Raw genomic sequence first — 21,591 nt, forward strand, 5'->3', positions numbered from 1 at the left:
CTCCAGTATCAGGGTTGGCCGCGCAGGCGGCGGGTAAGGGCGGGATCGCGACTGTTGTCGGCGAGCCAGATAGCCAGAAAGGCGGCGGAAAACTGCGGATCGGCGAGGGAGCCGAGGGGCTTGTCCTGCCACCAGAAGTGGCCGACTCCCGCACTGTCCACATAGAAGGTGAGTCTGTCCCCAGCCCCGACATCGGGCCAGAGAGCGGCGAGCCGGCCGAGCCAGCGCTGGCGATCTCCCTCGCTGCCAAGGCCAAGGCGCTGCCACTCGGCGGCGGTGGCACTGAGCAAATCCTCTCTCTCTATGGCTCTGGCATAGGTCAGGGTCAGGGCCTGCGGATAGCGACCAGGCTCGTAGCGACCGCTCGCGCTGTAGAGGGTGGCGTCATAGAGCTTGAACCAGAGCCAGCTCATCTCCCCCTGCCCGACCGGGCGCAGTTGTTGCCAGGGGGCAGAAGAGGCCTGTACAGCAATGGCAAACAGCAGCGTCAGCGCCACAAGCAAGGTGCTAATTCCACCCCATGTGCCAATGGGCGGGGTCTTCCAGTTCATGCCAGTCCATCTCCTGTTCCTGCAGGGTATTGATATCCTGCATCACCACGCTCGCCAGTTGACCCTGGGCATCGCGTTGGCATGCAACCACCAGGTAGAAACGCTCTGCCAGCTCGCACTGGCCATCCCTGGTCCACTTGGAAAACAACAAGGCGTCGGTCGAAAAGGTGTTCATCTCGATTCACCCTCCAGCGTCACCGTTACCCACAGCAGTACGGGTAACCACCCCATCCAGATCACCGCCAGCAGCGCCGTGCTGATCCAGATGCCCCAGGGTAAGTGTACGGCCCCCATGGCAGCACCCGCCACATAGGAGCTCGCCCCCCCCACCATGCCAAACAGCGCCAGCTGCCAGCGGGGCAAGGGCCGAAGCCAGCGCAGACCGTGGGAGAGGGTCAGGGCAAAACCGCACCAGAGCAGCAACAGCCAGAGCGGGAAACCGGCCGGAAACTGGAACAGGCCGAGCCGCCAGAGCAGACCGTCGAGCAGACAGCCCGCGAGCGCAACGGCAAGCAGCCGAAGGTCCGATCTGGGCGTCGGGGAGAAGAGGAAATGAAGCAACAGCATCAGCAGCAGCGGGCCCGGTTGCTGCCATTTCACCGCCAGCAACCAATAGAGGTTGAACCCCAGCAGGTGGGCCCACTGCCACACGGTCAGTGACCGCTCACTGGCAGATCACCGGACCAGCCGAGCGGGCCCGGCTTGGCCGCCTCCAGCTGCACCAGGCTGATGGCCCGCTCCCAGAAGCCCCCCTCGCAATAGGCAAAATAGAAGTGCCACAGCCGGATGAAGTCCTGGCTGTAGCCGAGCCTTGGCAGCTCGGGGGCCAGCGCCAGGAAGCGTTCGCACCAGTGGGCCAGGGTGCGGGCATAGTGGTGGCCGTGATCGTGCAGCCGCACCAGTTGCATGTCGGTCTCCCGGGCGAGCAGTCCCGCCATCTGGGAGACGCTCGGCAGACAGCCGCCGGGGAAGATGTAGCGCTGGATGAAATCGACCCCGCGCACATACTGGGCATGGCGCTGATCGGCGATGGTGATGGCCTGAATGAGCAGACGACCGCCGGGTCTGAGCAGCCGTGACAGCTGGCGGAAGTAGTCCGGCAGGAAGGCGTGCCCCACCGCCTCTATCATCTCGATGGAGACCAGCTTGTCGAAGCTCCCTTCCAGCTTGCGGTAATCCTCCAGCAGCAGGGTGATACGATCCTCCAGCCCCTCCCGCGCAATCCACTCTTTTGCGTAGTCATGCTGGGCCTGGGAGATGGTGGTGGTGGTCACCCGGCAGCCGTAGTGACGGGCGGCATAGACGGCCAGGCCGCCCCAGCCGGTGCCTATCTCCAACAGGTGATCCTCCGGTCCCAGCTCGAGCCGCTCGCAGATGGTGCGCAGCTTGGCCTGCTGCCCCTGCTCTAGGCTGGCCTCGGCGCTCGGGTAGATGGCGCTCGAGTACTGCATGTGGCTGTCGAGAAAGCCCTGATAGAGGGTATTGCCGAGATCATAGTGGGCGGCGATATTGGATCTCGACCCGGTCAGGGTATTTCGATTGAGCCAATGACGCACCTTGTTGAAGGGGAAGCTGAGCCAGCCGAGCCGTCGCTCCAGGGTGTCGAGCAGCGTCAGGTTGCGCGCCAGCAGCCGCACCAGGGCCACCGGATCCGGGCTGGTCCAGAGTCCCTCCACCCAGGTCTCACCGGCGGCTATGCTGCCCCCCAGCAGCAGACGACGATAGAAGGCAGGATCCTGCACTATCACCTCGGCATGGAGATCGGTGCCCGCCACCCCGAAGCTGTGACGCTCGCTGCCGTCCCGCAGCAGCAGTTGACCCTGTTCGAGACGTCCCAGCAGAGTGAGCAGCAGTTGCCTGGCCCCCTTGTCGATGAAAGAGGCAGAGAGGGTTGATTGAGCAAGTTCCATTAGCGGCTCTCCGGATGGATGAAGATAAAAGAGGTTCGTTTGATACAAACCCGCATCATGGGTTGCGGACAACGACTGGAAGCTGAAATACGCGAGAATGTCGGCTTCATCAGCGGCTCTCCGGGTGGCTGAAGATGGGGGTGCGTTTGATAAAAAGACGCAAGGCCTGCCAGTAGATACCGAGCAGCACCTTGAGGGTCATCCAGGGCCAGCGGGCAAGCAGGGCCACCAGCCCCTGGCGCGACAGCGGTTCGCGACGCAGCGCCAGGGTGGCATCGAACAGCTTGGCCTCGCCTGACCTGGGATGACTCTCGATATGGATCAGCGTCTCCTCTTCGGGCGGGCGAATGCGCCAGTGGTAACGCATCGCCAGCCCCATAAAGGGGGAGACGTGAAAATCCTTGTCATGGGGGGCCAGGGCCGCCAGATCCAGCAGGTAGTAGTGACGCTCGTTCCAGGGAGTGTTCGACACCTCCGCCAGCAGGTAACGCGCCTCCTCCTCCCGGTAGCAGAAGTAGAAGTTGACCGGGCTGAAGTAGAACCCCAGGCAGCGCACATTGCCGAGCAGCAGCACCCGACCGTCCGGCTCGGCGTCACCGCCAAGGGCGGTCACCTTGTCCCACACCGCCTGCTTGAGGCTCCCCTCGCTGCCTTTGAGATAGTCATTGCGATGAAAGGAGAGCAACCCGGCCCGCTCTACGCCGAACCAGCGCCCCTGGCTGAGGCTCGGCAGCTCGTCCAGATCCAGCCCCAGCATGAAGAGGCCGTACGAGAAGGCGTGGTTGCGCGGCGCAAAGCGACGGTGGCGCACAGAGCCGTGCCAGATGGCGCTGATGGTGTCCCCGGCGGCCTTCATAGGTTGGCTCCGAAGCGACTGGCCACATTCAGGGCGCTGCGCACCCCGTCCTCGTGAAAGCCGTTGTACCAGTAAGCGCCGCAGAAATGGGTGTGCTGCCGGCCGCAGATCTCGGCTCGCCGCTGCTGGGCGGCGATGGAGGCCTGATTGAAGACAGGATGGTGGTAGACGAAGCGGCGCAGCACCTTGCTTTCGTCCACCCGGCCCTGGGGGTTGAGGCTGACGCAGAAGGGTTGCGGCGAGCTAATCCCCTGCAGGATGTTCATGTTGTAGCTCACCAGGGGGCGCGCCTCGTCGTCATCCCCGAGCTGATAGTTCCAGCTGGCCCAGGCTTTTGGCCGGGCCGGCAGGCAGTTCACATCGGTGTGCAACCAGACATCGTTGGCCTGATAGGCCATGGCGCCGAGAATGGCCTGCTCCCGCTCGCTTGCATCGGCCAACAGGGCCAGCGCCTGATCGCTGTGACAGGCGAGGATCACCTCGTCAAAGCGCTCCTCCCCATAGCCGCTCTGGACAAGCACCCCCTCGGCCGAGCGCCGGATCGCCTGCACCGGACAGGCCAGCCGGATCCGCGACATCCAGCCCGACGTGAGGGGACCCAGGTATTCCCGCGAGCCGCCCGGAATGACGTACCACTGAGGGCGGTTGGCCACATCCAGCAGGCCGTGGTTGGCAAAGAAACGCAGGAAGAAACCCAGCGGAAAGGCGCGCATGTCAGCCAGGGTGGAAGACCAGATGGCCGCCCCCATGGGCAGGATGTAGTGGCGGGCGAAGTAGTCGCTGAACTCCCCCAGCAGCAGAAAATCCCCCAGGGTCGGTTCGCTGCCATCCCCACGGCGCCCGCGGTCCGCCAGCCAGGCGCGGGCCTCCCGGTTGAAACGCAGGATCTCGGCCACGAAACGGTAAAAACGCGGACTCAGCAGGTTGCTGCGTTGGGCAAACAGGGTGTCCAGGTTGTGGCCGTTGTACTCCAACCCCTGGGGGCTCTTGACCGAGAAGCTCATCTCGGTGGGCTGGCGCGCCACCCCGATCCGCTCCAGCAATTTCAGGAAATTCGGGTAGGTACGGTCGTTGAACACAATAAAACCGGTATCGATGGCATAGCTACGACCGGCCAGGCTGACATCCACGGTGGCGGTATGTCCGCCGAGCACGGGGGCCGCCTCGAACAGGGTGATGTCGTGCAGCTTGTGGAGCAGAAAACCGGCGCTGAGTCCCGAGATCCCGGAACCTATGATGGCGATCTTTTTCTTCATGAAGGGGATCCTTTCGAGATGAGGGTGCGACCGAGGCGCAGCCAGAGCCCCGTCGGCAGTGCGCCAAGCAGACGCAGCAACCAGATGAAGCGACGGGGGAAGTGGATCTGATGGCGACCGGCGGCCAGCCCGCTCATGATGGCGCGGGACGCCTCCTCCACCGTCACCAGACAAGGCATGGGAAAATCATTTTTCGCGGTGAGCGGTGTCTGCACGAAACCCGGACGGATCAGGGTCACCCCTATGCCTCGGGTCGCGAGATCGAGGCGCAGGGTGGCGGCCAGATAGTCGAGGGCCGCCTTGGAGGCGCCATAGGCCTCGGCCCTTGGCAGCGGTAACCAGCTCACCGAGGAGCCGACGATGGCGAGCCGCGACCCGGACACCAGCCGCGGCAGGAAGGCGGCCAGGGCGTGGCCGGTGGCGATGAGGTTGGTCTCGATGACCCGGGCAAAGAGGGCACCGTCAAATCCCTCGGCCAGATCCATGTATTCGCAGTTGCCGGCGTTGAGGATCAGCAGATCCAGCGCGGGCAGATCGGCGGCAATCGCGGCCATGGCGGCGCTGTCCCGTCCATCGAACTGCAGGGGAATGATCCCCTCATGAGCCAAGGCCTGCAGCCGTTCACTATCGCGGCCACAACCCCACACCTGCCAGCCAGAGCGCCGGTAATCAAGGGCCAGCTGGCGACCTATGCCGGAGGTGGCCCCGGTGATCAGTACCCGCCCGCTCATGTGCCCAGCCTCCCCTTGATGGCGCGCACCACGGGGCCCAGCAGCGGCAATTGTTCGTACAGCATGGCGCCGAGATCGAAGTAATCCCGGTGCAGGCAGACCTTGCCCCAGGCATCGAATTGCAACCGGGTGGCCCCCTCCACCCGCACCGGTCGCCCACCGGCAATCCGGGGATGGACGAAGGTCATGACCCAGCCGAGCCAGGCCTCATTGCCCTGCAACTGCTGGCTGGTGATCTCGAACCTGCACTCCTTGAGCCGCTCATAGAGAGAGGAAAAATAGCGGGTGAGCGCGGCCAGCCCCTCGATGCGGTGGGCCGGATCGATAAACACCACCTGATCGGCATAGATCTCAGGCAGACGGTGCAACTGATGCTTGTCCAGTTGCAGATAAAGCACGATGAAATGGGCCAGCGCGTCATTCATGTCATGTCTTCTCCAGGTCACGGAACATCTCGATGGCCCTCACCCGTGCAACGGCATGATCCACCATGGGCGCCGGGTAATCCTGCCGTCCCTTGAGCCGCAGCCAGTCGTGGGGCTGGTGCACATAGGCGGCAGGCACATCGGCAAGCTCAGTTACCCAGGTACGGATAAAGTCCCCTTGTGGATCAAATCGTTGCCCCTGGGTAGTGGGGTTGAACACCCGAAAGTAGGGGGCCGCATCGGCACCCGTTCCCGCGGCCCATTGCCAGCCACCGTTGTTGGCCGCCAGATCCCCGTCGATGAGCTGGCTCATGAAGTAATCCTCCCCGAGCCGCCAGTGGATGTGCAGATCCTTGGTCAGGAAGCTCGCCACTATCATCCGCAGCCGGTTGTGCATCCAGCCGGTGGCGTTGAGGCAGCGCATGGCGGCGTCGACGATGGGGTAGCCGGTGCGCCCCGCGCACCAGGCGGCAAAGGCATCCGGGTCCCAGCTCCAGGGCAGGGCCGCCGTCTCTGGCTTGAAAGGGCGATTCATCGAGAGGGTCGGGATCAGTACCAGCAGGTGGCGATAGAACTCGCGCCAGATGAGTTCATTGAGCCAGACAAAACCGGGCTGCGCCTTGGACTGGGGCCGGGCACCGAGCCGCTGCTGCAAGGCCGCCACGCACTGACGGGGGCTGACGATGCCCGCCGCCAGATAGGGGGAGAGCACGGAGGTGCCGCCCTGCGCCGGAAAATCCCGGGTCTCGCCATAGTCCAGCACCCCCTGCTCCAGGAAGGCGTGCAACCGCCGCAGGGCCTCGGCCTCCCCTACCGGCCAGCGGGGATCCGGGGTCAGCTCCCCGAGCCCCTCATCGACAAAAGCCCGCTCGGCCAGCGGCTGCCAGGGCAGGGGCTCACCACGCAGCGCCGGGGCCCGGTGAATGACGAAGCCATCCTCATCGAGCGCCTTGAACCAGGCGCGGCTGAAGGGGGTGAAGACCTTGAACATCTCCCGACCGCCGGTCAGCACCCGCCCAGGGGGCAGCACGCAACAACCGTTGAGCCAGTGGCAGCTCACCTCCTGCTCTGCCAGCGCGGCGGTGACGCCATGGTCCCGGCGCTGTTCGTCAAGTTCGATGGCCTGGTTGGCGTAGAGGTGCGTGACGCCGAGATCGCGAGCCAGCGCGGCAAGTGCCGCCGGTGTCTCGGCAAAGGTCTCGACCCGCAGCAGATGAAGCGGGATGCCGAGGGCCGCCAGCTCGCGGCCCAGCACATCGACCTGGGCCAGGATGAAGCGCTGACGGATGGGGGCCATCTTGTGCTGCCGCCACTGGGTGGGGGAGATGATGAACAGCGCAGCGACCGGCTCCTCATCAGCGCAGCCATGACGCAAGGCCGGGTTGTCGGCCAGGCGCAAGTCATTGCGAAACCAGACCAGCCTCATGATCTCTTGCTCCCGCGCCCGCTCAAGCCGCGCGCGGCAGGCTTGTCCGCCATCACCTCGGCCAGGGTCGCCCGCCAGCCGTGAGCGGCCAGCCAGTCAGCGTCATAGAGTCGCCCCAGCTCGCCAAAGAGCCGGGTACCGGCAGGCCAGTCGGCGGCCAGCGCCGGCTTGCCAAGGCCGGCCCCCAGCAGCACCAGCCAGGGGGTGGCGGCCCGCCCCTCCAGCAGGGCTGCATGGCGCGGCTCCACCGCCCCCAGCAGCTGTACCTCATAACCCTGACCGATGAGCTCATACGCGGCCCAGACCAGATCGAGAGGGCCCACCTGACCCCAGCTCGCCAGGGTGACCGGCAGCCCCTTCTCTTGCTCGATGAGGTGGCGGGCGAAACGGGTGTGGAGCCAGCCCAGCCACACTTGTTGCAGCAGCTCGCCATCCGGCCGCTCGCGCCACAGGCCGAGCAGCTGATCCACCAACGGTTGCAGCACCCGACTGCGCACCAGCTCGAACGGGTAGCTCGCCAGCAGATCATTGAGCTCGGCCTCCGCCTTGCGCTGGTTGAAGGCGAGCAGGGCCTGACTGAACTGCTCCAGGGTCTGCTGCCAGTGATCGCTCACCGGCTGGGACTGAGGTTCGCTCAACAGCCCCTTCACCTGCCCTATGCTCACCCCCCGTTCCAGCCAGCTCAGGATCTCGCCTATCTGGCGGATATCCTGCTCGCTGTAGAGGCGATGCCCCTTCTCGGTACGGGCGGGCTGCACCAGCCCGTAGCGGCGCTGCCAGGCGCGCAGGGTGACGGCGTTGACCCCGGTGAGTCGGGAGACCTCGCGGATGGGGTAGATCCCCTCGTCCGGCTTGGCGGCATCATCTTGTGGTACATCTGACATGGTGACTTCCATTCAACAGGGTATGGGCGCCCCGAGCCCAGAGGCTGCGTCGGGGCACAAACGAATTCAGAGCCCGTAGCGCAGCTTGAGCGTATCGGGGTGGGGCTTTGGATCGAGCTGATCTCGCCATTCTCAAAGCCCGTAACGCAACTTGAGCATATCGGGGTGCGGCTCTGGATAAAGCTGATCTCGCTATTCTCAAAGCCCGTAACGCAACTTGAGCGTATCGGGATGAGGATTGAGATAGACCTGCTCGGACAAATAGGCATTGGGGTATTCCCGCAGGTAGTGGCGGATCAGGGTGAGTGGTACCAGCAGCGGGAAGACGCCGGTGCGGTACTTGTCGATGGTATCGCAGAGCTCCTGCTTCTGGGCCGGGGTCAGCACCCGCTTGAAATAACCCTGCAGGTGCATCAGCACATTGGTGTGGCTGCGACGATTGGCACGCAGGGTCAGGGCAGCCATCAGGCCCTTGATGTAGCTGTCCGCCACCTCCTGCAGGTTGGCCTTGCCGAGGTTGCCGAGCAGCTTGCCGAGGGTGCGGTAGTGGGTAGTGGCGTGGGAGAGCACCAGATACTTGTAACGCGAATGGAACCGGATGAGAGCGGCGGCGGTGATCCCGCGAGCACAGAGCTGCTGCCAGTCGTGATAGGCGAAGACCCGCAGCACGAAGTTCTCCCGCAGTATGGGATCGCACAGGCGGCCGTCTTCCTCCACCGGCAGCAGGGGGTTGGCCTCCATCAAGGCTTTGGCAAAGAGACCAATCCCCTCCTTGGCACTCCCTTCGTTGTTGGCACCATAGATGCGTACCCGCTCCATGCCGCAACTGGGAGACTTGGCGCAGAGGATGTAGCCGGAGAGGAAGTCGAGCTGACTCGCCTTCTGCTCGCTGAAGGCGATAAGCTTGTCGGTGACGTCGAAGCTGCCGTTGCTCGCCTCGGCGCGCACCTCTCCGTGGCGCTTGACCAGCCGGATGGCGGCACGGGGGGCACCGAGGCCGATGGCCATCTCGGGGCAGACCGGGTGATACTCGAAGTGAGCGCCAAGATCCCGCTCGCAGAAGCTGGAACGCTTGTGGCCCCCGTCGAACCGCACTTCCTGGCCCAGCAGACAGGCACTGATACCGACCTTGATCTTGTACATGATTGCACCCCTTGTATAAGCATTGACTCAGTTATAGCAGTTATACAAAAAAATGAAAGTTGTATAACTATTACCGACCGATACGACACAAGAGCAAAAACAGGATCACCGGAAAATGAAAAAGCCCATGACCGGGGTCATGGGCAAAATGGACGTTGCGACAGACAGGGAAATCAGAAGCTGTATTTCACACCCAGGCTGCTGATGGATCCTTTCTGCAGATCCCAGTTGCGATAGGTGTAGTCGGCGGTGAGGGCCAGGTTCTGGCTCACCTTGTAGGCGGCACCCGCCTTGAAGTCGTGCATGTCGTCGGTCATGTTGGCGTAACGGTAGCCGGTGGAGAGCTCGACGGCGCCGATGTCGTAGCGCAGGCCCACTTCACCGTACAGGCTGCCGCTCTGCTTGCGGGTGATGTTGTCCCAGCCGCTGTCGTTCACGTTGGAGGCGAGTTCACGCTCCATGCTGTAGCCCATCAGACCCGCTTCACCGTACAGGTTCAGGCCGGTGCTGAGGGGAGTGAACACCCCCATCCCCAGATTGGAGATGGCCATGCTGTCGTTGCCACTGTTGCGGGAGGTGTATTCGCTGCCGAGTCGGCCGTAGACGTTGGAGCCGAAGCTCTTGGAGAGATCCAGGCTCAGACCACCGAAATCGCGGTTGTTGCTGTCCTTGCCACCGACGTAGTCGGACTTGGTGTGTGCCCAGGTGGCGGATCCCTTGGCATAGCTGAACGCATCTTGCGCCAGCACGGAAGTGGAAGAGAGACCGGCCAGAACCAGAACAGACAGTGCGAGCTTTTGCATTTTGTTGACTCCGATTGTTGCGTTAGGCGGAACCTAACGGGAATGGAGCCATTGTGACGGGCAAAGGGGGAGTCGCCGAGCGGCAAGCTGTTGCCAAACCATGGCAGATGTAAGCAGATGTTGCAGACGGTTACCGGAGCAACACTCCACGGGGGACGGGCCTGCCCGTCCCCGCCCCGATCCTAGCGGAATTCCACTTCGTCGATCTGCACCCGCACCAGCGGCTTGCCGGTCAGATTGGCCGGACGGGCCAGTTCGATGGCGCGCGAGGGGCGCTGCTCGCCCTTGCGCAGATAGGATTCCGGCAGGCGATTCTCTCCGACCCAGAAACGCACCGGCTGGGTCGAGAGCTGCACACCCTCGGCACTGAACAGGGTCAGGCTGCCGTTGACCCGCACCACATTGCGGCTGCCGGTGTTGCTCACCACGAACTGCAGACGCAGCGGATCCTCGCCCTCCACCTGGTTCAGGGTCACCGTGATCCCGTCCCGGGTCGCCTGGGCAAGCAGGTCGGGATTGGCCAGGGCCTGCTCGGTCAGCACCGGCGCCGCCACGCTCGCCGTCACCGTCTTGCCGGCTACCGTCTCGGCGGGCTTGACCAGCAGGTATTCCCAGGTGAAGTCGTCGTTGAGCTGCACCTGACGGCCATCTGCCAGGGTGACCTGGGTCAGGGGCGCGGCCTGGGCCAGCAGGGGGGAGAGGCAGAGGGCAAGCAGCAGTCTGGACAAGGGTTTCATGGGCACATGACTCGATAGGGATGCAGAGGGAGCAGTATAAAGAGTCGGGCAGCCCTTGCCTATGACCCGACTCACGTTACGGGCCGGGCCCGGGATCAGATGACCAGCTGTTGAGGATCTTCGCCCGAGACCAGGTCCAGGGTCACCAGATCGAACTGGGCGCTCTGGAGCGCCTTCTGAATGTTCGGCTGCATGTCGAAGACCAGGGCCCGCATGCGCTGGGGCACCCTGATCCTGGCCAGGGTAGTGACCCTGTCCGCCAGGGTATGGAAGAAGACCTGGGCTCCATCCAGCCCCATGTCGAACAACATCTGCTCGGCCATGTCGACCATGCGCAAGTGGCGCCGGTCCAGTGACTCAATATCGGAGAAGCGCTGACTCAGGCAAGCCTCTCCCCCCGCCCCCCACAGGGCCAGCTGGCGCTTGTGGAAGCCATAGCGAAAGTCACGGTTGGTCATGCCCTGCTCGGCAAAGAGCCACAGCGTATTGGCCGGCACGCTGTCGAAACGCCGCAGATACTCCTGCATCTCCTCCACCGAGGCCGACATCAGAAGCGGGGGGCCATCGCCGTGCTCGAGCTGCTGGCAGAGGTAGCGTACCGGATCCATCACCTCGGCGAGGTGACCGAGGTGCACGCTGAAGATCATCTCGTCGGTCTTGATCACCTGATGCGCTATGCCGTAGTGCTGGCAGTAGCGCTTAGCCCGGGCCACCGCCTTGCGGCTGAGGGTCGGGTTGTCCAGGGTGATGGCCCGAAAGCGGACCCCGCTGGCCCGGCACAGGTCCATGCTGTAGCAGGACTCCAACCGACCGGAGAAGGAGACAAGCAGTTCGCCATATCCTGCCAGGGTGCTGATGAGCCTCTGTTCCCTGGCCTGAAAGTTCTGATCGTATCCCCGATTCAGCGCGACTACATTGGCATCCATAACAACGCTCCGGATGGTGAATAGGATGTTATTTTGCGGCGTGAAAGCTGAATAGACACTTAAACGGCAGGGACAAAGCAGTACTTTATTCGCTCTGAATGCACATCAGATCCCTTTTCTTCGGGCACAACGCAGGGCCCGTCCCCTTTCAGGCGGGCAACCATCCTTGCTCGACCAGCTGCCGGCGGCACGCAGCAGCATCGGTGAACACCATGCCCTGCAGGCCGAGCGCCTGGGCCGCCGCCACGTTGGCCGGGCTGTCGTCGATAAAGAGGCACTCCCCAGCCTTGAGGTCGAACGACACCAGCAGATAACGGTAGATGTCGGGCTCGGGCTTGATCATCCGCACCCGGGCCGACACCACCTTGCCGCTGAAGAAGCGCCAGAACTCCTGATGCTGTTCCAGCCAGTCGATGCTGGCATGGCCCATGTTGGAGAGGGCGTAGAGCCGGTGACCGGCTCGGTACAGCGTCTCAATCAAGCTCACCATGGCGGGGTCCGGCAGCAAGGAGGCGGGCACCGCCTGCAGGATGGCGAGGTTCTCGGCCATGGACAAGCCAGTGCGCGCCTCGGCCTGACTCGCCATGGCATGCAGGGAGAGGGTGCCCCTGTCCACCTCCAGCCAGTCGGGGTGGTTGAACAGCCGCTCCGCTAGGGCCTCGGCGCCATCCGGTCCTCGCACCGAGCGCACTATGCCGACCGGATCCCAGCTCACCACCACCCGTCCCAGATCGAAGATAATCGCCATCCTCTCGTCTCCCTCTCATTGACCAGAAAAAATGGGACCGGTGTGGCACTCATTTGGCCATGGATCCCGACCACCTACCCTGCCCCGTTCAATGCACAGGGGCAAGTTTTACTTGCATCGGCGTGCCAAATCCCTTAATGGTTATGACGTTACATTCAGGACAACATCATGCACACACCATTCTTCTTTGCGTTCTCGTTTATCCGGCCCTCATGAGGGAAGGCCCTGTCGTCGCATGAACAGAACGCAAAGACGAATCGAGCCTCCCCCAGCGGAGGCTTTTTTTTGCAGCAACCACCACAGAAGATTTGGATAGGGAACCACCATGGCTACGCTCGACGAGATCAGACAAGACATCACCCAGTTGGATCAGGAGCTGCTCGCCCTGCTGGCCAAACGCAAGACCCTCAGCATCGAGGTTGCCCGCGCCAAGCAGGCCAATCCCCGTCCCATCCGCGACACCCAGCGGGAGCAGGATCTGCTGGTTGCCCTGATCCAGAAAGGGCGCGCGCTCGGGTTGGACGCCCAGTACATCACCCGCATCTACCACACCATCATCGAAGACTCCGTGCTCTCCCAGCAGGCCTATCTGCAGAGCCTGCTCAACCCCCAGCAGCAGGAGCCCATGACCAGCGTCGCCTACCTGGGCCCGCGCGGCTCTTACTCCAGCCTGGCCGCCCGCAAGTACCTGGCGCGCTACAAGGATCAGGTGATAGAGGTGAACTGCCAGAACTTCCGCGAGGTGCTGGACACGGTAGAATCGGGTCGCGCCGCCTTCGGGGTGCTGCCCATAGAGAACACCAGCTCGGGCTCCATCAACGAGGTGTACGATGTGATGCAGCACACCACCCTCTCCATCGTGGGTGAGCTGACCTACCCCATAGAGCACTGCATCCTCACTGCCGTGCCCACCGAGCTGTCCCGCATCAAGACCTTCTACGCCCATCCCCAAGTATTCCAGCAGTGCTCCCATTACCTCAGCAAGCTGGAAGGAGCGCGCCACGAAATCTGCGACTCCTCTTCCAGCGCCATGATGAAGGTCAAGGAGCTGGCTAGCCCGGATGCGGCGGCCATCGGCAGCGCCGCCGGCGGCGAGCTGTATGGGCTGGACGTGCTGGCCGAGCAGCTCGCGAACCAGAAGGAGAACTACAGCCGCTTCATCGTGGTGGCGCGCAAGCCCATCGACGTGGCGCCGCAGATCCCGGCCAAGACCACCCTCATCATGTCCACCTCCCAGAAGCCGGGTTCCCTAGTGGAGGCGCTGCTGGTGCTGCGCAGCCACGAGATCAACATGACCAAGCTGGAATCCCGTCCGGTGCAGGGCAACCCCTGGGAAGAGATGTTCTATCTGGATGTCTCCGCCAACCTGCAGACCCCTGAGATGCAGGCCGCCCTGCTGGAGCTCACCAAGATCACCCGCTACGTCAAGGTACTCGGCTGCTACCCGAGCGAAGACGTCAAGCCGACCGCGGTACCGCCGGTGCTGATGGGCAGCTAAGCCCCCCGAACGGCAAGAGGCGAGCATCAGGCTCGCCTCTCTCTTTTCTGCCCCCTGCCCCGCCCCCGGACAACAAAAAGGCGAGCTCATTGCTCGCCTAGTTGGTACCCCGCCGACAGGCTCGGGTGACAGAGGATGGAGTCTCGCTCCTGGTGCTAGAACTGACCCGCCATCAGCTGGTTCAGGTGGTAGAGGTTGCGGGTATCGAGCTCCAGCTCGGTGGCATAGGTGTTGCCACGGGGATAGGTCGCCACCACACGGGCACCGCGCACCATGCCGGCCACCGACACATCCAGCGAGTTGGAGGTCTGGGTCAGGTCCTTGTAGCTGCTCTGGCCACGCACCTGCTGGCCGTTGAGCTGCTCCGCCAGCTCCCGGTAGGCATCCATCTTGGACGCCCGGATCGCCTGCAGCATCTTCTCCGACTGGGAGGGGCCGGGCTGGATGTCGATCACCGCGTAGCCCACCGCCTTGAGCACGGGGAAGTCATCTGGCTTCTCCCCCTGGTCGTAGTTTACGACCCGGTTCCCGCTGCACGCCGTCAGCAAGAGGGCCATCATCAGGCCAAGCACGATTCTCATGGCTGTCTACTCCTCAGAAATCAGGGGGTCAGGTTGACCAGATGGCCGGACGCGCTCTGGCCGCCCCGCATCAGGTAACCCCGGTTGACCGATGCCCGGCCAAACGAGTTGCTGGCGCCGGACAGATATTGTTGCGGGATCAGGCTCTGGGCCGTGGTCTCCACCATCTTGGTACGCAGATCGATGATCCGGGCATTGACCAGGATCCCCTGCGAATTGCGGCTGAAGGTACCGGTCAGGATCCGGGAGATGGGCAGCCGGGCGGAGAGATCCTTGTAGTTGCGGCTCATCACGAAGTCGCCACTGGGGGTCACTTGAATGCTGCCCGTGGTCTTGAAGTCCACCACTACTTCACCGCGCCGGTTCAGCTCGTAGATGAAGCTCTCCTCGATCTGCAACCCCATCCAGTTGGTGTCCTTCAGGGTGTCGAGATCGACGAAGGAGGCGACGGCGATGGGCTCGCTCAGGGTGGTGAGAGACTTTCGCTCCATCAGCTGATCCGTCATGCGGGCCACCAGCCAGTTGAGCTCCATCCCCTTGGCCGCCTGCCTGGGATCCCCTTGCTCCCGGTTGATGGGGTCGGCCGAGCCGCAGCCGGCCAGCGCCAGCGCAACCGCCAGCGCCGTGATAATTCTGTTCATGGATACCTGTTCCTGTATCTACACCTGACTTGTTATCGGTCGCAGCGGCCAACACTTGAGACGGGAATGCGCCAAGGATCATCCGATGATCCGCCAGAGGGCCTTGGGCGGCGCCAATACAGAGGCCGGGGCCGGGAAATCCGGCGGGCCGCGCACTCTTTCACCGGAACAAGGCATGGATCTTGCTTTTATTTGCGCACCCGGTGCAAACCAGGCCAGTGTCCATGAAGCCGCTCATCCGCCCCTTGGGCGCAAGAGGGGTTCATCTATTCAAGGTGTACGTTATGAAAGTTGTGCTGCTGTCAACCCTGTTGCTGGCCAGTCTGTCGGCCCGCGCCGAGCTCATAGAGGCGCAAGGCAGTGCCGCCATCCTGGGGGGCGACGAGGTCTATGCCCGCGAGCAGGCGACCCGGGATGCGCTGCGTCAGGCCCTGCTGGCCAGCGGCGCCTCCGTCTCCAGCATCCAGCGCCTGGAGAACGGCAGCCTGCGTTCGGAGCAGATCCAGATCCGCTCCGGCGGCGACATCCGCCAGTACCGCCTCAAGCGCGAGGAGGTGCGCAACGGCCGCATGTACATCACCCTGGTGGCCGACATCCAGGCCGAGCGGCAGATCTGCCAGACCCAACACTACGCCAAGGATTTGACGCTGGTGCGCCTGCGCATGCGCTACCCGGATCAGGCGAGCACCGGCGCCCTCGACGACATGCCGGCGGATCTCTCCCGCCGCCTGTTCGAGACCCTGGCGGCGGCGCCTCAAGGGGTGGTCGCCCGCCAGTGGCTGGACGAGAACCTGCGCATCGATCCCCTCCATTTGCAGCAGGGGGATCGCAGCGCCCTCGAGGAGATCAAGGCCCTGAGCCTGCGAACCGACAGCCAGTATCTGGTGCTCGGCAGCATCGACGATCTCTCCCTCGAACCCCAGGGCAACCAGCTGACCAGCTGGTATGAAGACCCGATCCGCAACTTCCGCATGCAGCTCTACCTGTTCGACGGCATCAACGGCAGCCTGCTCGGGCGCAAGGAGTATCAGGGCCGGGCCAACTGGACCTTCTCCAAGCGGGAGCAGGTGGGCAGCCACAATGGCCGGTTCTGGCAGTCCAGCTACGGCCAGGAGTTGAGCTACCAGTTGAAGGAGGCGGCCCAGGACATCGTCGCCGAGCTCGCCTGCGCCCCCGTCACCGCCCGCATCGTGGCCCAGCACGAACGCGGCCCCCACATCAACCTGGGCCGTCGCAACGGCGTCAAGCTTGGGGATCAGTTCCGCGTCCAGCACAGCGCCGACTTCATCGATCCCTACGGCAAGTCCCGGGTGATGCGCAACCCCGCCGACGGCCTGTTCGAGGTAGTGCAGGTGTTCGAGGACGGTGCCATCATCAGCAGCCAGAACAAATATTCGCCGTTTAATGTCCAAATTGGCGATCTAGCCGTATTGGAATAGGAATCAAGGGTTTAAAAGCACAATGCTTCTTGTATAATGCCCGCCACAAGGTTCCCGTAGCTCAGCAGGATAGAGCGGTCCCCTCCTAAGGGATGTTTATTGCTTAAAAATCTATCTAAATAGGCTGTTATAAGATTTTTTAAATATTAGGAATTATAAATATCTCCTTTAAAAACATAGCCTTATAGATCAAAAAGCATTCATAAACAACCAGGCTGCTTGTTTTGTGAGCGGCGCAATCGATGCCCGTTTTGCGCTATTTAAGAGCTATTCACGCCATTCAACTCTACTTTTGCGCTATTTTGCCGCTATAATGTCTCAATAGAACATTTTTCGGTGGTACCCAATGGCTCCCAAAAATCCGGCTACATCCATACGCAAAGAAGAGTTCGATCTTAAGACGCTGCTCCAGGGTCACCCTGCGGCCATAATTAAAGGGAAATTCTCATTTACCTTTAAAGACCAGTACATAGATAGTCTTCCATTTATTAATGATAAAAATAAATGTGTTGAATTAACGCACTATAGTTCTGACGATGAAAAATATAATGAAAAGAACAAACCAAGATTAAAACTAAGAATCGGAAACAGTGTTAAGACATTCTATATTGTTTACGATAAAAATCGGAGGCAGAAAATTGGCAATTGGACGCCTCGCACTAAAAGTGGACATTACCAAAAAGGTTTTTTTAGCGTTACACAGGCTAAGGAAGAGTTTAAGAGATTAGTTAGTGATGCTGAAAAGATTAATCCAGAAAAGTGGAAATATCAGTCTTTTACATTGAGAACATATCTTTTAGAGCATTATAAAAACGACCGTGAAAATAAATCAAACAAGAGAAATTCATTAAGCCCTGTTACCGACAAAACAATAAGGGAAATCTCATCTGCCTTTGAACCATGGTTAGACCTAAAGCTATCTGAATTTAATGAAGATCATCCAGTAATATTCAAAAAGTATTGGCAGAACAAAGAAACGCCAATAACATCAGAAACAATGAGGAAATACTATTCCTTATTAAATAGCTTGTTTAATATGTGTGTTACGTGCACCTATTTACCGAAGAATAAAATTGATAGGCATATTTTTCTGTTCCCCAGAAACCCTAAGAGGCCTGTCACAACATATACTGACCCCACAAATGAAGTCGTGGAATTTATTTTTAATGAAGACACTCCAGGTGGTGGGGATTCCAAGATCATAGTTGCAACCATGTTCCTATGCGGGGCAAGAAACTCTGAAATATATAGAAACACAAGCAACAACTTTAATATTAATGATAGAACCATACGTATTCCTGAGCACATTAGTAAAAACAAGGCTGCACGCATTGCGCGAATTCAACTTCGAAGTGCAATTCCCGATTAAAAATCAGGCTGCTTTCAGAAGTTCGTCAAAAACCACCTGTGGCTGTTTAAATCCCAAGCATTTGCGCGGCCTGAAGTTCAGCCGCTTTTCGACGGCTGACAGTGCCTCTGCTGTCACCACACTCAAATCACTGCCTTTGGGCACATATTGCCGCAGCAGACCATTGCTATTCTCATTCTGTCCCCGTTCCCATGCACTGTATGGATGCGCAAAGTACACCTGCGCTTCCAGCTCTGCTGCAACACGTTCATGTTCGACAAACTCGCTACCATTGTCAGCTGTGATGGTATGGACATGTGCCTGGTAGGGTTTCAGCATGCTGATAATGGTGTCCGCCACCGCGCTGGCTGTTTTGCTGGGAACGTATTGAACCAGGTAGAGCCGGCTCTTACGCTCCAACAGACTCACTATTGCACCGCTGCCTTGCTTACCCAACACGGTATCGACTTCCCAATCTCCCACACGGCTCCGCTCATTGACTATCGCAGGGCGTTCATCAATCGATACCGGATTGGGAATGACACTGCGTTTGCTGTTCTTACCCTTGCGATAGCGTTTGTGACCCTGACGCAGATGCCGGTATAGCGTGCCACCGTTGGCCTTGTCGCGTGCCACATAGCGGTATATCCACTCGTGGCTAACCGGGCAGTTAATCATGTCTCCAACGCCACTGATTTGCTCGGGACTCCAGTCCGCGACCAGCGCCATGCAAACAAAGTCGATGGTATCAGACGGGACAGTACGCTTCTGACTCGTCAGCCGTCGTGCCGTGGCAAGTTGGTGAGCCTGCTGCGGCTGATAGGCCTGCCCAGCACAATTACGACGAAGCTCACGACTGATAGTCGATGGATGAACCCCGAGCTGTTTGGCAATGCGGGCCTGTGACAGGCCATGGTCACGGAGGCAGGCAATCTGGTATCGTAGCCCCTCGGTCAACTGCTGGTATTTCATGGTGTATCGCTTTGTTTCTTTGGCGAGAAGAAGCGTACCCTAACTGGTAGTTGACCGCCTCTCTCCTATGCACCATGGGCATTGCACTTATTATCTGAATTCACGTTGTTGCTATTGAGTCAGACTCATACTGGAATTATGTAGCGAAATACAAAACTCTAAAAAGCTTGAGTGATAGAGAGGGTGAGTTAATGTTTCCTTGTTGTCGCGAAGCAAAGGCCCCCCATGTAACTTCGAGCCTTTATCAGAAAACTTGGCAGGCAGTTAAAAAAGAGTTTAATTTTCCTAAGATAGGCCGATTATATGATGCCAGACATACTTTTGCCAAAAAAGCACTAGAAAGCGGAGTGCCTATTCAAGATTTATCCAAGATCACTGGACACAGCCTCCAAACGCTGATGGATTACTATATTGACAACAACATCAGCAAAGCCACAAGAGAAAAGTTAAGGGATGCAACAAATTCTAATGCAGCTATAAAGGTGCAACAGGAAACAAATTTCCCTCCATCTGTTAATAGCCTATATGAAAGCTATATTAGGAGATGTATAAAGAAGAATATAAAAGATGAACTCTCTACGTTCGTACAAGAAATGAAAGATTTGGGTGACCAAAACCAACTAAATGCAGAGCAAATTTTTTGGCTTAAAGAAATGCTGTAGCGTGAATATAAAGCTATTATTTTCTTGAAATGGATTTGCTGAATGAGGCCATATTTCAGGTATAGGCCATGAACATGATTCAGTTCGCTCATTCGCTAATGGAGGGGGCGAGTGCCCTCCATATCAGCAACATCAACAATTATAACCAGTGAGGTAACTGTCAGAAAATCTGAACATCGAGTACGATGATGAGAACAAATCATTGTCAATATGGGAACAGTAAAATATGTCACTTTCAGTTTATCAACCCAGTACGCTGGCTAGTTCGCGCCACCCTTATGACGACTCTCAACATCCCTCAAGATCCACTGAGTGCACATCTCTGGTTCATAGCTGGCGTAGCTCCTGGCATCATTCATCGACTAGCTGAATTGATGAACACAGACTCAGGTTTGATATGCCGCTTAGCAGGCATTAGCCTGAGCACTGTTGCTCGCAAGCTGAGGATTGGGGCACCCCTATCAATCTCTCAGGGTGCCAGGGTATACGGCGTTGTACAGGCACTCGATGCGGCACTATCCCTCAACAAGAACGATACTGCCAAGGCGTTGTCATGGCTAAACAGACCAGCCTGGGGCCTCGGTGGCGTAGCTCCAGCCGAGCTATTGAAGACACCGATGGGGGTTCAGGCCGTTGTCGATCTGGTGGGACGGATTAGGCATGGGGTTTGCGTATAAGCAATAAGTCGGGGGGCGGTGAGAATAAAACCATCCAGATTGGCTAAATTTCCACCAAACAGAATTATTTTCAAACTTTTTCACATCCCCCCACTTGAAAAATTCGGAAAACTGTCCATTTACTAATTATGAGAGCTATAAATTAATTTTTTCCATTTCAACATTCCGCTGCTGCGCAGCGAAGAGAAACCAGTTTTACTACCCCCCCATAAGCTATTTTTTTAAATAAATGAAATTTAAAGAGCACTGATAAATTAAAGTTCCTTAACTTAGGGAAGGTGCGAATAAGCGGGGAAATTCTTCTCGGCTGACTCAGTCATTTCATTTTTTCAGTTTGAGCCGATCTTTTCTCCCGTAAATGCCTTGAATCAGCCTATTTAGACCGTTTCTTCGCCATTTAAGGCGTTATTCCCAGTTTTTAGTGAGATCTCTCCCACTGACGTATCATTTGGTCCGCCCGAAACAGGTTGGCCAGCGTGAATAACATCGCCAGTTGGTTATCGTTTTTCAGCAACCCCTTGTATCTGGCTTTCACGAAGCCGAACTGTCGCTTGATGATGCGAAATGGGTGCTCCACCTTGGCCCGGATGCTGGCTTTCATGTATTCGATGTTGATGGCCGTTTTGTTCTTGCGTGGATGCTGTTTCAAGGTTCTTACCTTGCCGGGGCGCTCGGCGATCAGCCAGTCCACATCCACCTCGGCCAGCTCCTCGCGCTGTGGCGCCCCTTGGTAGCCGGCATCGGCTGAGACAAATTGCTCCTCTCCATGCAGCAGATTACCCAGCTGATTGAGGTCATGCTCGTTGGCCGCGGTGGTGACTAGGCTGTGGGTCAGGCCACTCTTGGCATCGACACCAATGTGGGCCTTCATGCCAAAGTGCCACTGATTGCCTTTCTTGGTCTGATGCATCTGCGGATCGCGTTGCTGCTCTTTGTTCTTGGTCGAGCTGGGTGCCTCAATGATGGTGGCATCGACCAAGGTGCCTTGAGTCATCATGACGCCTGCTTCGGCCAGCCAGCGATTGATGGTCTTGAACAATTGGCGGGCCAGTTGATGCTGCTCCAGCAGGTGGCGGAAATTCATGATGGTGGTGCGGTCCGGCAAGGCGCTATCCAGGGATAACCGGGCAAACAGACGGATGGAGGCGATTTCGTACAGAGCATCTTCCATCGCGCCATCGCTCAGGTTGTACCAATGCTGCATGCAGTGAATGCGTAGCATGGTTTCCAGCGGATAAGGTCGCCGGCCATTACCAGCCTTGGGGTAAAACGGCTCGATGACTTCCACCATGTTTTGCCATGGCAGGATCTGCTCCATTCGGGACAAGAAAATCTCTTTTCTGGTCTGACTGCATATTCCGGCCGATCATGAACACC

24 protein-coding genes and 1 other annotated feature are annotated in these 21,591 nt (G+C 59.2%); of the genes, 5 read left to right on the forward strand and 19 right to left on the reverse strand.

Annotated features, from left to right (window positions below; genetic code table 11):
- Positions 1–8: 8 nt before the first annotated feature.
- The 15 genes from KI797_RS15730 to KI797_RS15800 form a co-directional block, all read right to left on the reverse strand.
- The gene (locus KI797_RS15730; RefSeq protein ID WP_226169997.1) at positions 9–551 is read right to left on the reverse strand and encodes a chalcone isomerase family protein; all 543 of its coding nucleotides are present in this window, start codon (positions 549–551) and stop codon (positions 9–11) included.
- The gene (locus tag KI797_RS15735) at positions 508–726 is read right to left on the reverse strand and encodes a TIGR02450 family Trp-rich protein (RefSeq protein ID WP_005332522.1); all 219 of its coding nucleotides are present in this window, start codon (positions 724–726) and stop codon (positions 508–510) included. The genes KI797_RS15730 and KI797_RS15735 overlap by 44 nt, the downstream gene beginning before the upstream one ends.
- Complete coding sequence (locus tag KI797_RS15740; protein WP_226169998.1) at positions 723–1,202, reverse strand: DUF2878 domain-containing protein; 480 nt, start codon at positions 1,200–1,202, stop codon at positions 723–725. Before KI797_RS15740 ends, KI797_RS15735 begins: the two co-directional genes overlap by 4 nt.
- Before the next feature lie 2 nt (positions 1,203–1,204).
- Complete coding sequence (locus KI797_RS15745) at positions 1,205–2,461, reverse strand: SAM-dependent methyltransferase (protein WP_226169999.1); 1,257 nt, start codon at positions 2,459–2,461, stop codon at positions 1,205–1,207.
- A 109-nt stretch (positions 2,462–2,570) separates the two neighbouring features.
- Positions 2,571–3,317, reverse strand: coding sequence for a DUF1365 domain-containing protein (locus KI797_RS15750; protein ID WP_226170001.1), 747 nt, complete (start codon positions 3,315–3,317; stop codon positions 2,571–2,573).
- A complete protein-coding gene (locus tag KI797_RS15755) occupies positions 3,314–4,573 on the reverse strand; it encodes an NAD(P)/FAD-dependent oxidoreductase (RefSeq protein WP_226170003.1) in 1,260 nt (419 codons plus the stop codon). The genes KI797_RS15750 and KI797_RS15755 overlap by 4 nt, the downstream gene beginning before the upstream one ends.
- Positions 4,570–5,304 (reverse strand): SDR family NAD(P)-dependent oxidoreductase, encoded by a 735-nt coding sequence (locus KI797_RS15760; protein WP_226170005.1) that lies wholly within the window; start codon positions 5,302–5,304, stop codon positions 4,570–4,572. The genes KI797_RS15755 and KI797_RS15760 overlap by 4 nt, the downstream gene beginning before the upstream one ends.
- Positions 5,301–5,729: a nuclear transport factor 2 family protein gene (locus KI797_RS15765; RefSeq protein WP_042650340.1), complete on the reverse strand. Its 429-nt coding sequence runs from the start codon at positions 5,727–5,729 to the stop codon at positions 5,301–5,303. Before KI797_RS15765 ends, KI797_RS15760 begins: the two co-directional genes overlap by 4 nt.
- 1 nt (position 5,730) lies before the next feature.
- Complete coding sequence (gene phrB / locus KI797_RS15770) at positions 5,731–7,155, reverse strand: deoxyribodipyrimidine photo-lyase (RefSeq protein WP_226170007.1); 1,425 nt, start codon at positions 7,153–7,155, stop codon at positions 5,731–5,733.
- Positions 7,152–8,039 carry a MerR family transcriptional regulator gene (locus KI797_RS15775; protein WP_226170009.1) on the reverse strand — a complete coding sequence of 296 codons (888 nt, stop codon included), beginning with the start codon at positions 8,037–8,039 and terminating at the stop codon, positions 7,152–7,154. Before KI797_RS15775 ends, phrB begins: the two co-directional genes overlap by 4 nt.
- 198 nt (positions 8,040–8,237) lie before the next feature.
- Complete coding sequence (locus KI797_RS15780; RefSeq protein ID WP_042650343.1) at positions 8,238–9,182, reverse strand: YbgA family protein; 945 nt, start codon at positions 9,180–9,182, stop codon at positions 8,238–8,240.
- Positions 9,183–9,355: 173 nt separating this feature from the next.
- Entirely contained in the window at positions 9,356–9,985 is a 630-nt protein-coding gene (locus KI797_RS15785; RefSeq protein WP_005332506.1) for an outer membrane beta-barrel protein, read from the reverse strand.
- A gap of 182 nt (positions 9,986–10,167) precedes the next feature.
- Entirely contained in the window at positions 10,168–10,722 is a 555-nt protein-coding gene (locus KI797_RS15790) for a DUF3157 family protein (RefSeq protein WP_139751309.1), read from the reverse strand.
- A 95-nt stretch (positions 10,723–10,817) separates the two neighbouring features.
- Positions 10,818–11,648: an adenine nucleotide alpha hydrolase family protein gene (locus tag KI797_RS15795; protein WP_043130837.1), complete on the reverse strand. Its 831-nt coding sequence runs from the start codon at positions 11,646–11,648 to the stop codon at positions 10,818–10,820.
- A 148-nt stretch (positions 11,649–11,796) separates the two neighbouring features.
- Positions 11,797–12,396 (reverse strand): HAD family hydrolase, encoded by a 600-nt coding sequence (locus tag KI797_RS15800; RefSeq protein ID WP_226170010.1) that lies wholly within the window; start codon positions 12,394–12,396, stop codon positions 11,797–11,799.
- 164 nt (positions 12,397–12,560) lie between these two features.
- Positions 12,561–12,683 (forward strand) — a sequence feature (Phe leader region).
- Positions 12,684–12,721: 38 nt separating this feature from the next.
- Here KI797_RS15800 and pheA point away from each other — a divergent pair.
- Positions 12,722–13,894: a prephenate dehydratase gene (gene pheA, locus KI797_RS15805; RefSeq protein ID WP_025328009.1), complete on the forward strand. Its 1,173-nt coding sequence runs from the start codon at positions 12,722–12,724 to the stop codon at positions 13,892–13,894.
- 155 nt (positions 13,895–14,049) lie between these two features.
- On the opposite strand, the gene KI797_RS15810 is transcribed toward pheA, so the two are convergent.
- Positions 14,050–14,475 (reverse strand): LPP20 family lipoprotein, encoded by a 426-nt coding sequence (locus tag KI797_RS15810; protein ID WP_042650348.1) that lies wholly within the window; start codon positions 14,473–14,475, stop codon positions 14,050–14,052.
- 20 nt (positions 14,476–14,495) lie between these two features.
- Positions 14,496–15,116 carry a FlgO family outer membrane protein gene (locus KI797_RS15815; protein ID WP_005332494.1) on the reverse strand — a complete coding sequence of 207 codons (621 nt, stop codon included), beginning with the start codon at positions 15,114–15,116 and terminating at the stop codon, positions 14,496–14,498.
- A 284-nt stretch (positions 15,117–15,400) separates the two neighbouring features.
- Between KI797_RS15815 and KI797_RS15820 the strand changes: the two genes are divergently transcribed.
- Both KI797_RS15820 and KI797_RS15825 read left to right on the forward strand, forming a co-directional pair.
- Positions 15,401–16,555: a flagellar assembly protein FlgT gene (locus tag KI797_RS15820; protein ID WP_226170012.1), complete on the forward strand. Its 1,155-nt coding sequence runs from the start codon at positions 15,401–15,403 to the stop codon at positions 16,553–16,555.
- A gap of 346 nt (positions 16,556–16,901) precedes the next feature.
- Positions 16,902–17,924 carry a phage integrase SAM-like domain-containing protein gene (locus KI797_RS15825; protein WP_226170015.1) on the forward strand — a complete coding sequence of 341 codons (1,023 nt, stop codon included), beginning with the start codon at positions 16,902–16,904 and terminating at the stop codon, positions 17,922–17,924.
- A gap of 3 nt (positions 17,925–17,927) precedes the next feature.
- On the opposite strand, the gene KI797_RS15830 is transcribed toward KI797_RS15825, so the two are convergent.
- Positions 17,928–18,875, reverse strand: a complete 948-nt coding sequence (locus tag KI797_RS15830; protein ID WP_012564931.1) for an IS30-like element ISAeca1 family transposase — start codon at positions 18,873–18,875, stop codon at positions 17,928–17,930.
- Positions 18,876–19,042: 167 nt separating this feature from the next.
- Here KI797_RS15830 and KI797_RS15835 point away from each other — a divergent pair, with 167 nt between their 5' ends.
- Together KI797_RS15835 and KI797_RS15840 are read left to right on the forward strand one after the other, a co-directional pair.
- A complete protein-coding gene (locus tag KI797_RS15835) occupies positions 19,043–19,537 on the forward strand; it encodes a site-specific integrase (RefSeq protein ID WP_226170018.1) in 495 nt (164 codons plus the stop codon).
- A gap of 278 nt (positions 19,538–19,815) precedes the next feature.
- Entirely contained in the window at positions 19,816–20,214 is a 399-nt protein-coding gene (locus KI797_RS15840; RefSeq protein ID WP_226173139.1) for an antitoxin Xre/MbcA/ParS toxin-binding domain-containing protein, read from the forward strand.
- 418 nt (positions 20,215–20,632) lie between these two features.
- Here the strand turns inward: KI797_RS15840 and KI797_RS15845 are convergent, their stop codons facing one another.
- Complete coding sequence (locus tag KI797_RS15845) at positions 20,633–21,571, reverse strand: IS5 family transposase (RefSeq protein WP_226173142.1); 939 nt, start codon at positions 21,569–21,571, stop codon at positions 20,633–20,635.
- Positions 21,572–21,591 lie beyond the last annotated feature (20 nt).

It is taken from the genome of Aeromonas media (genome assembly GCF_020423125.1).
In the GTDB taxonomy this organism is placed as follows: domain Bacteria; phylum Pseudomonadota; class Gammaproteobacteria; order Enterobacterales; family Aeromonadaceae; genus Aeromonas; species Aeromonas media.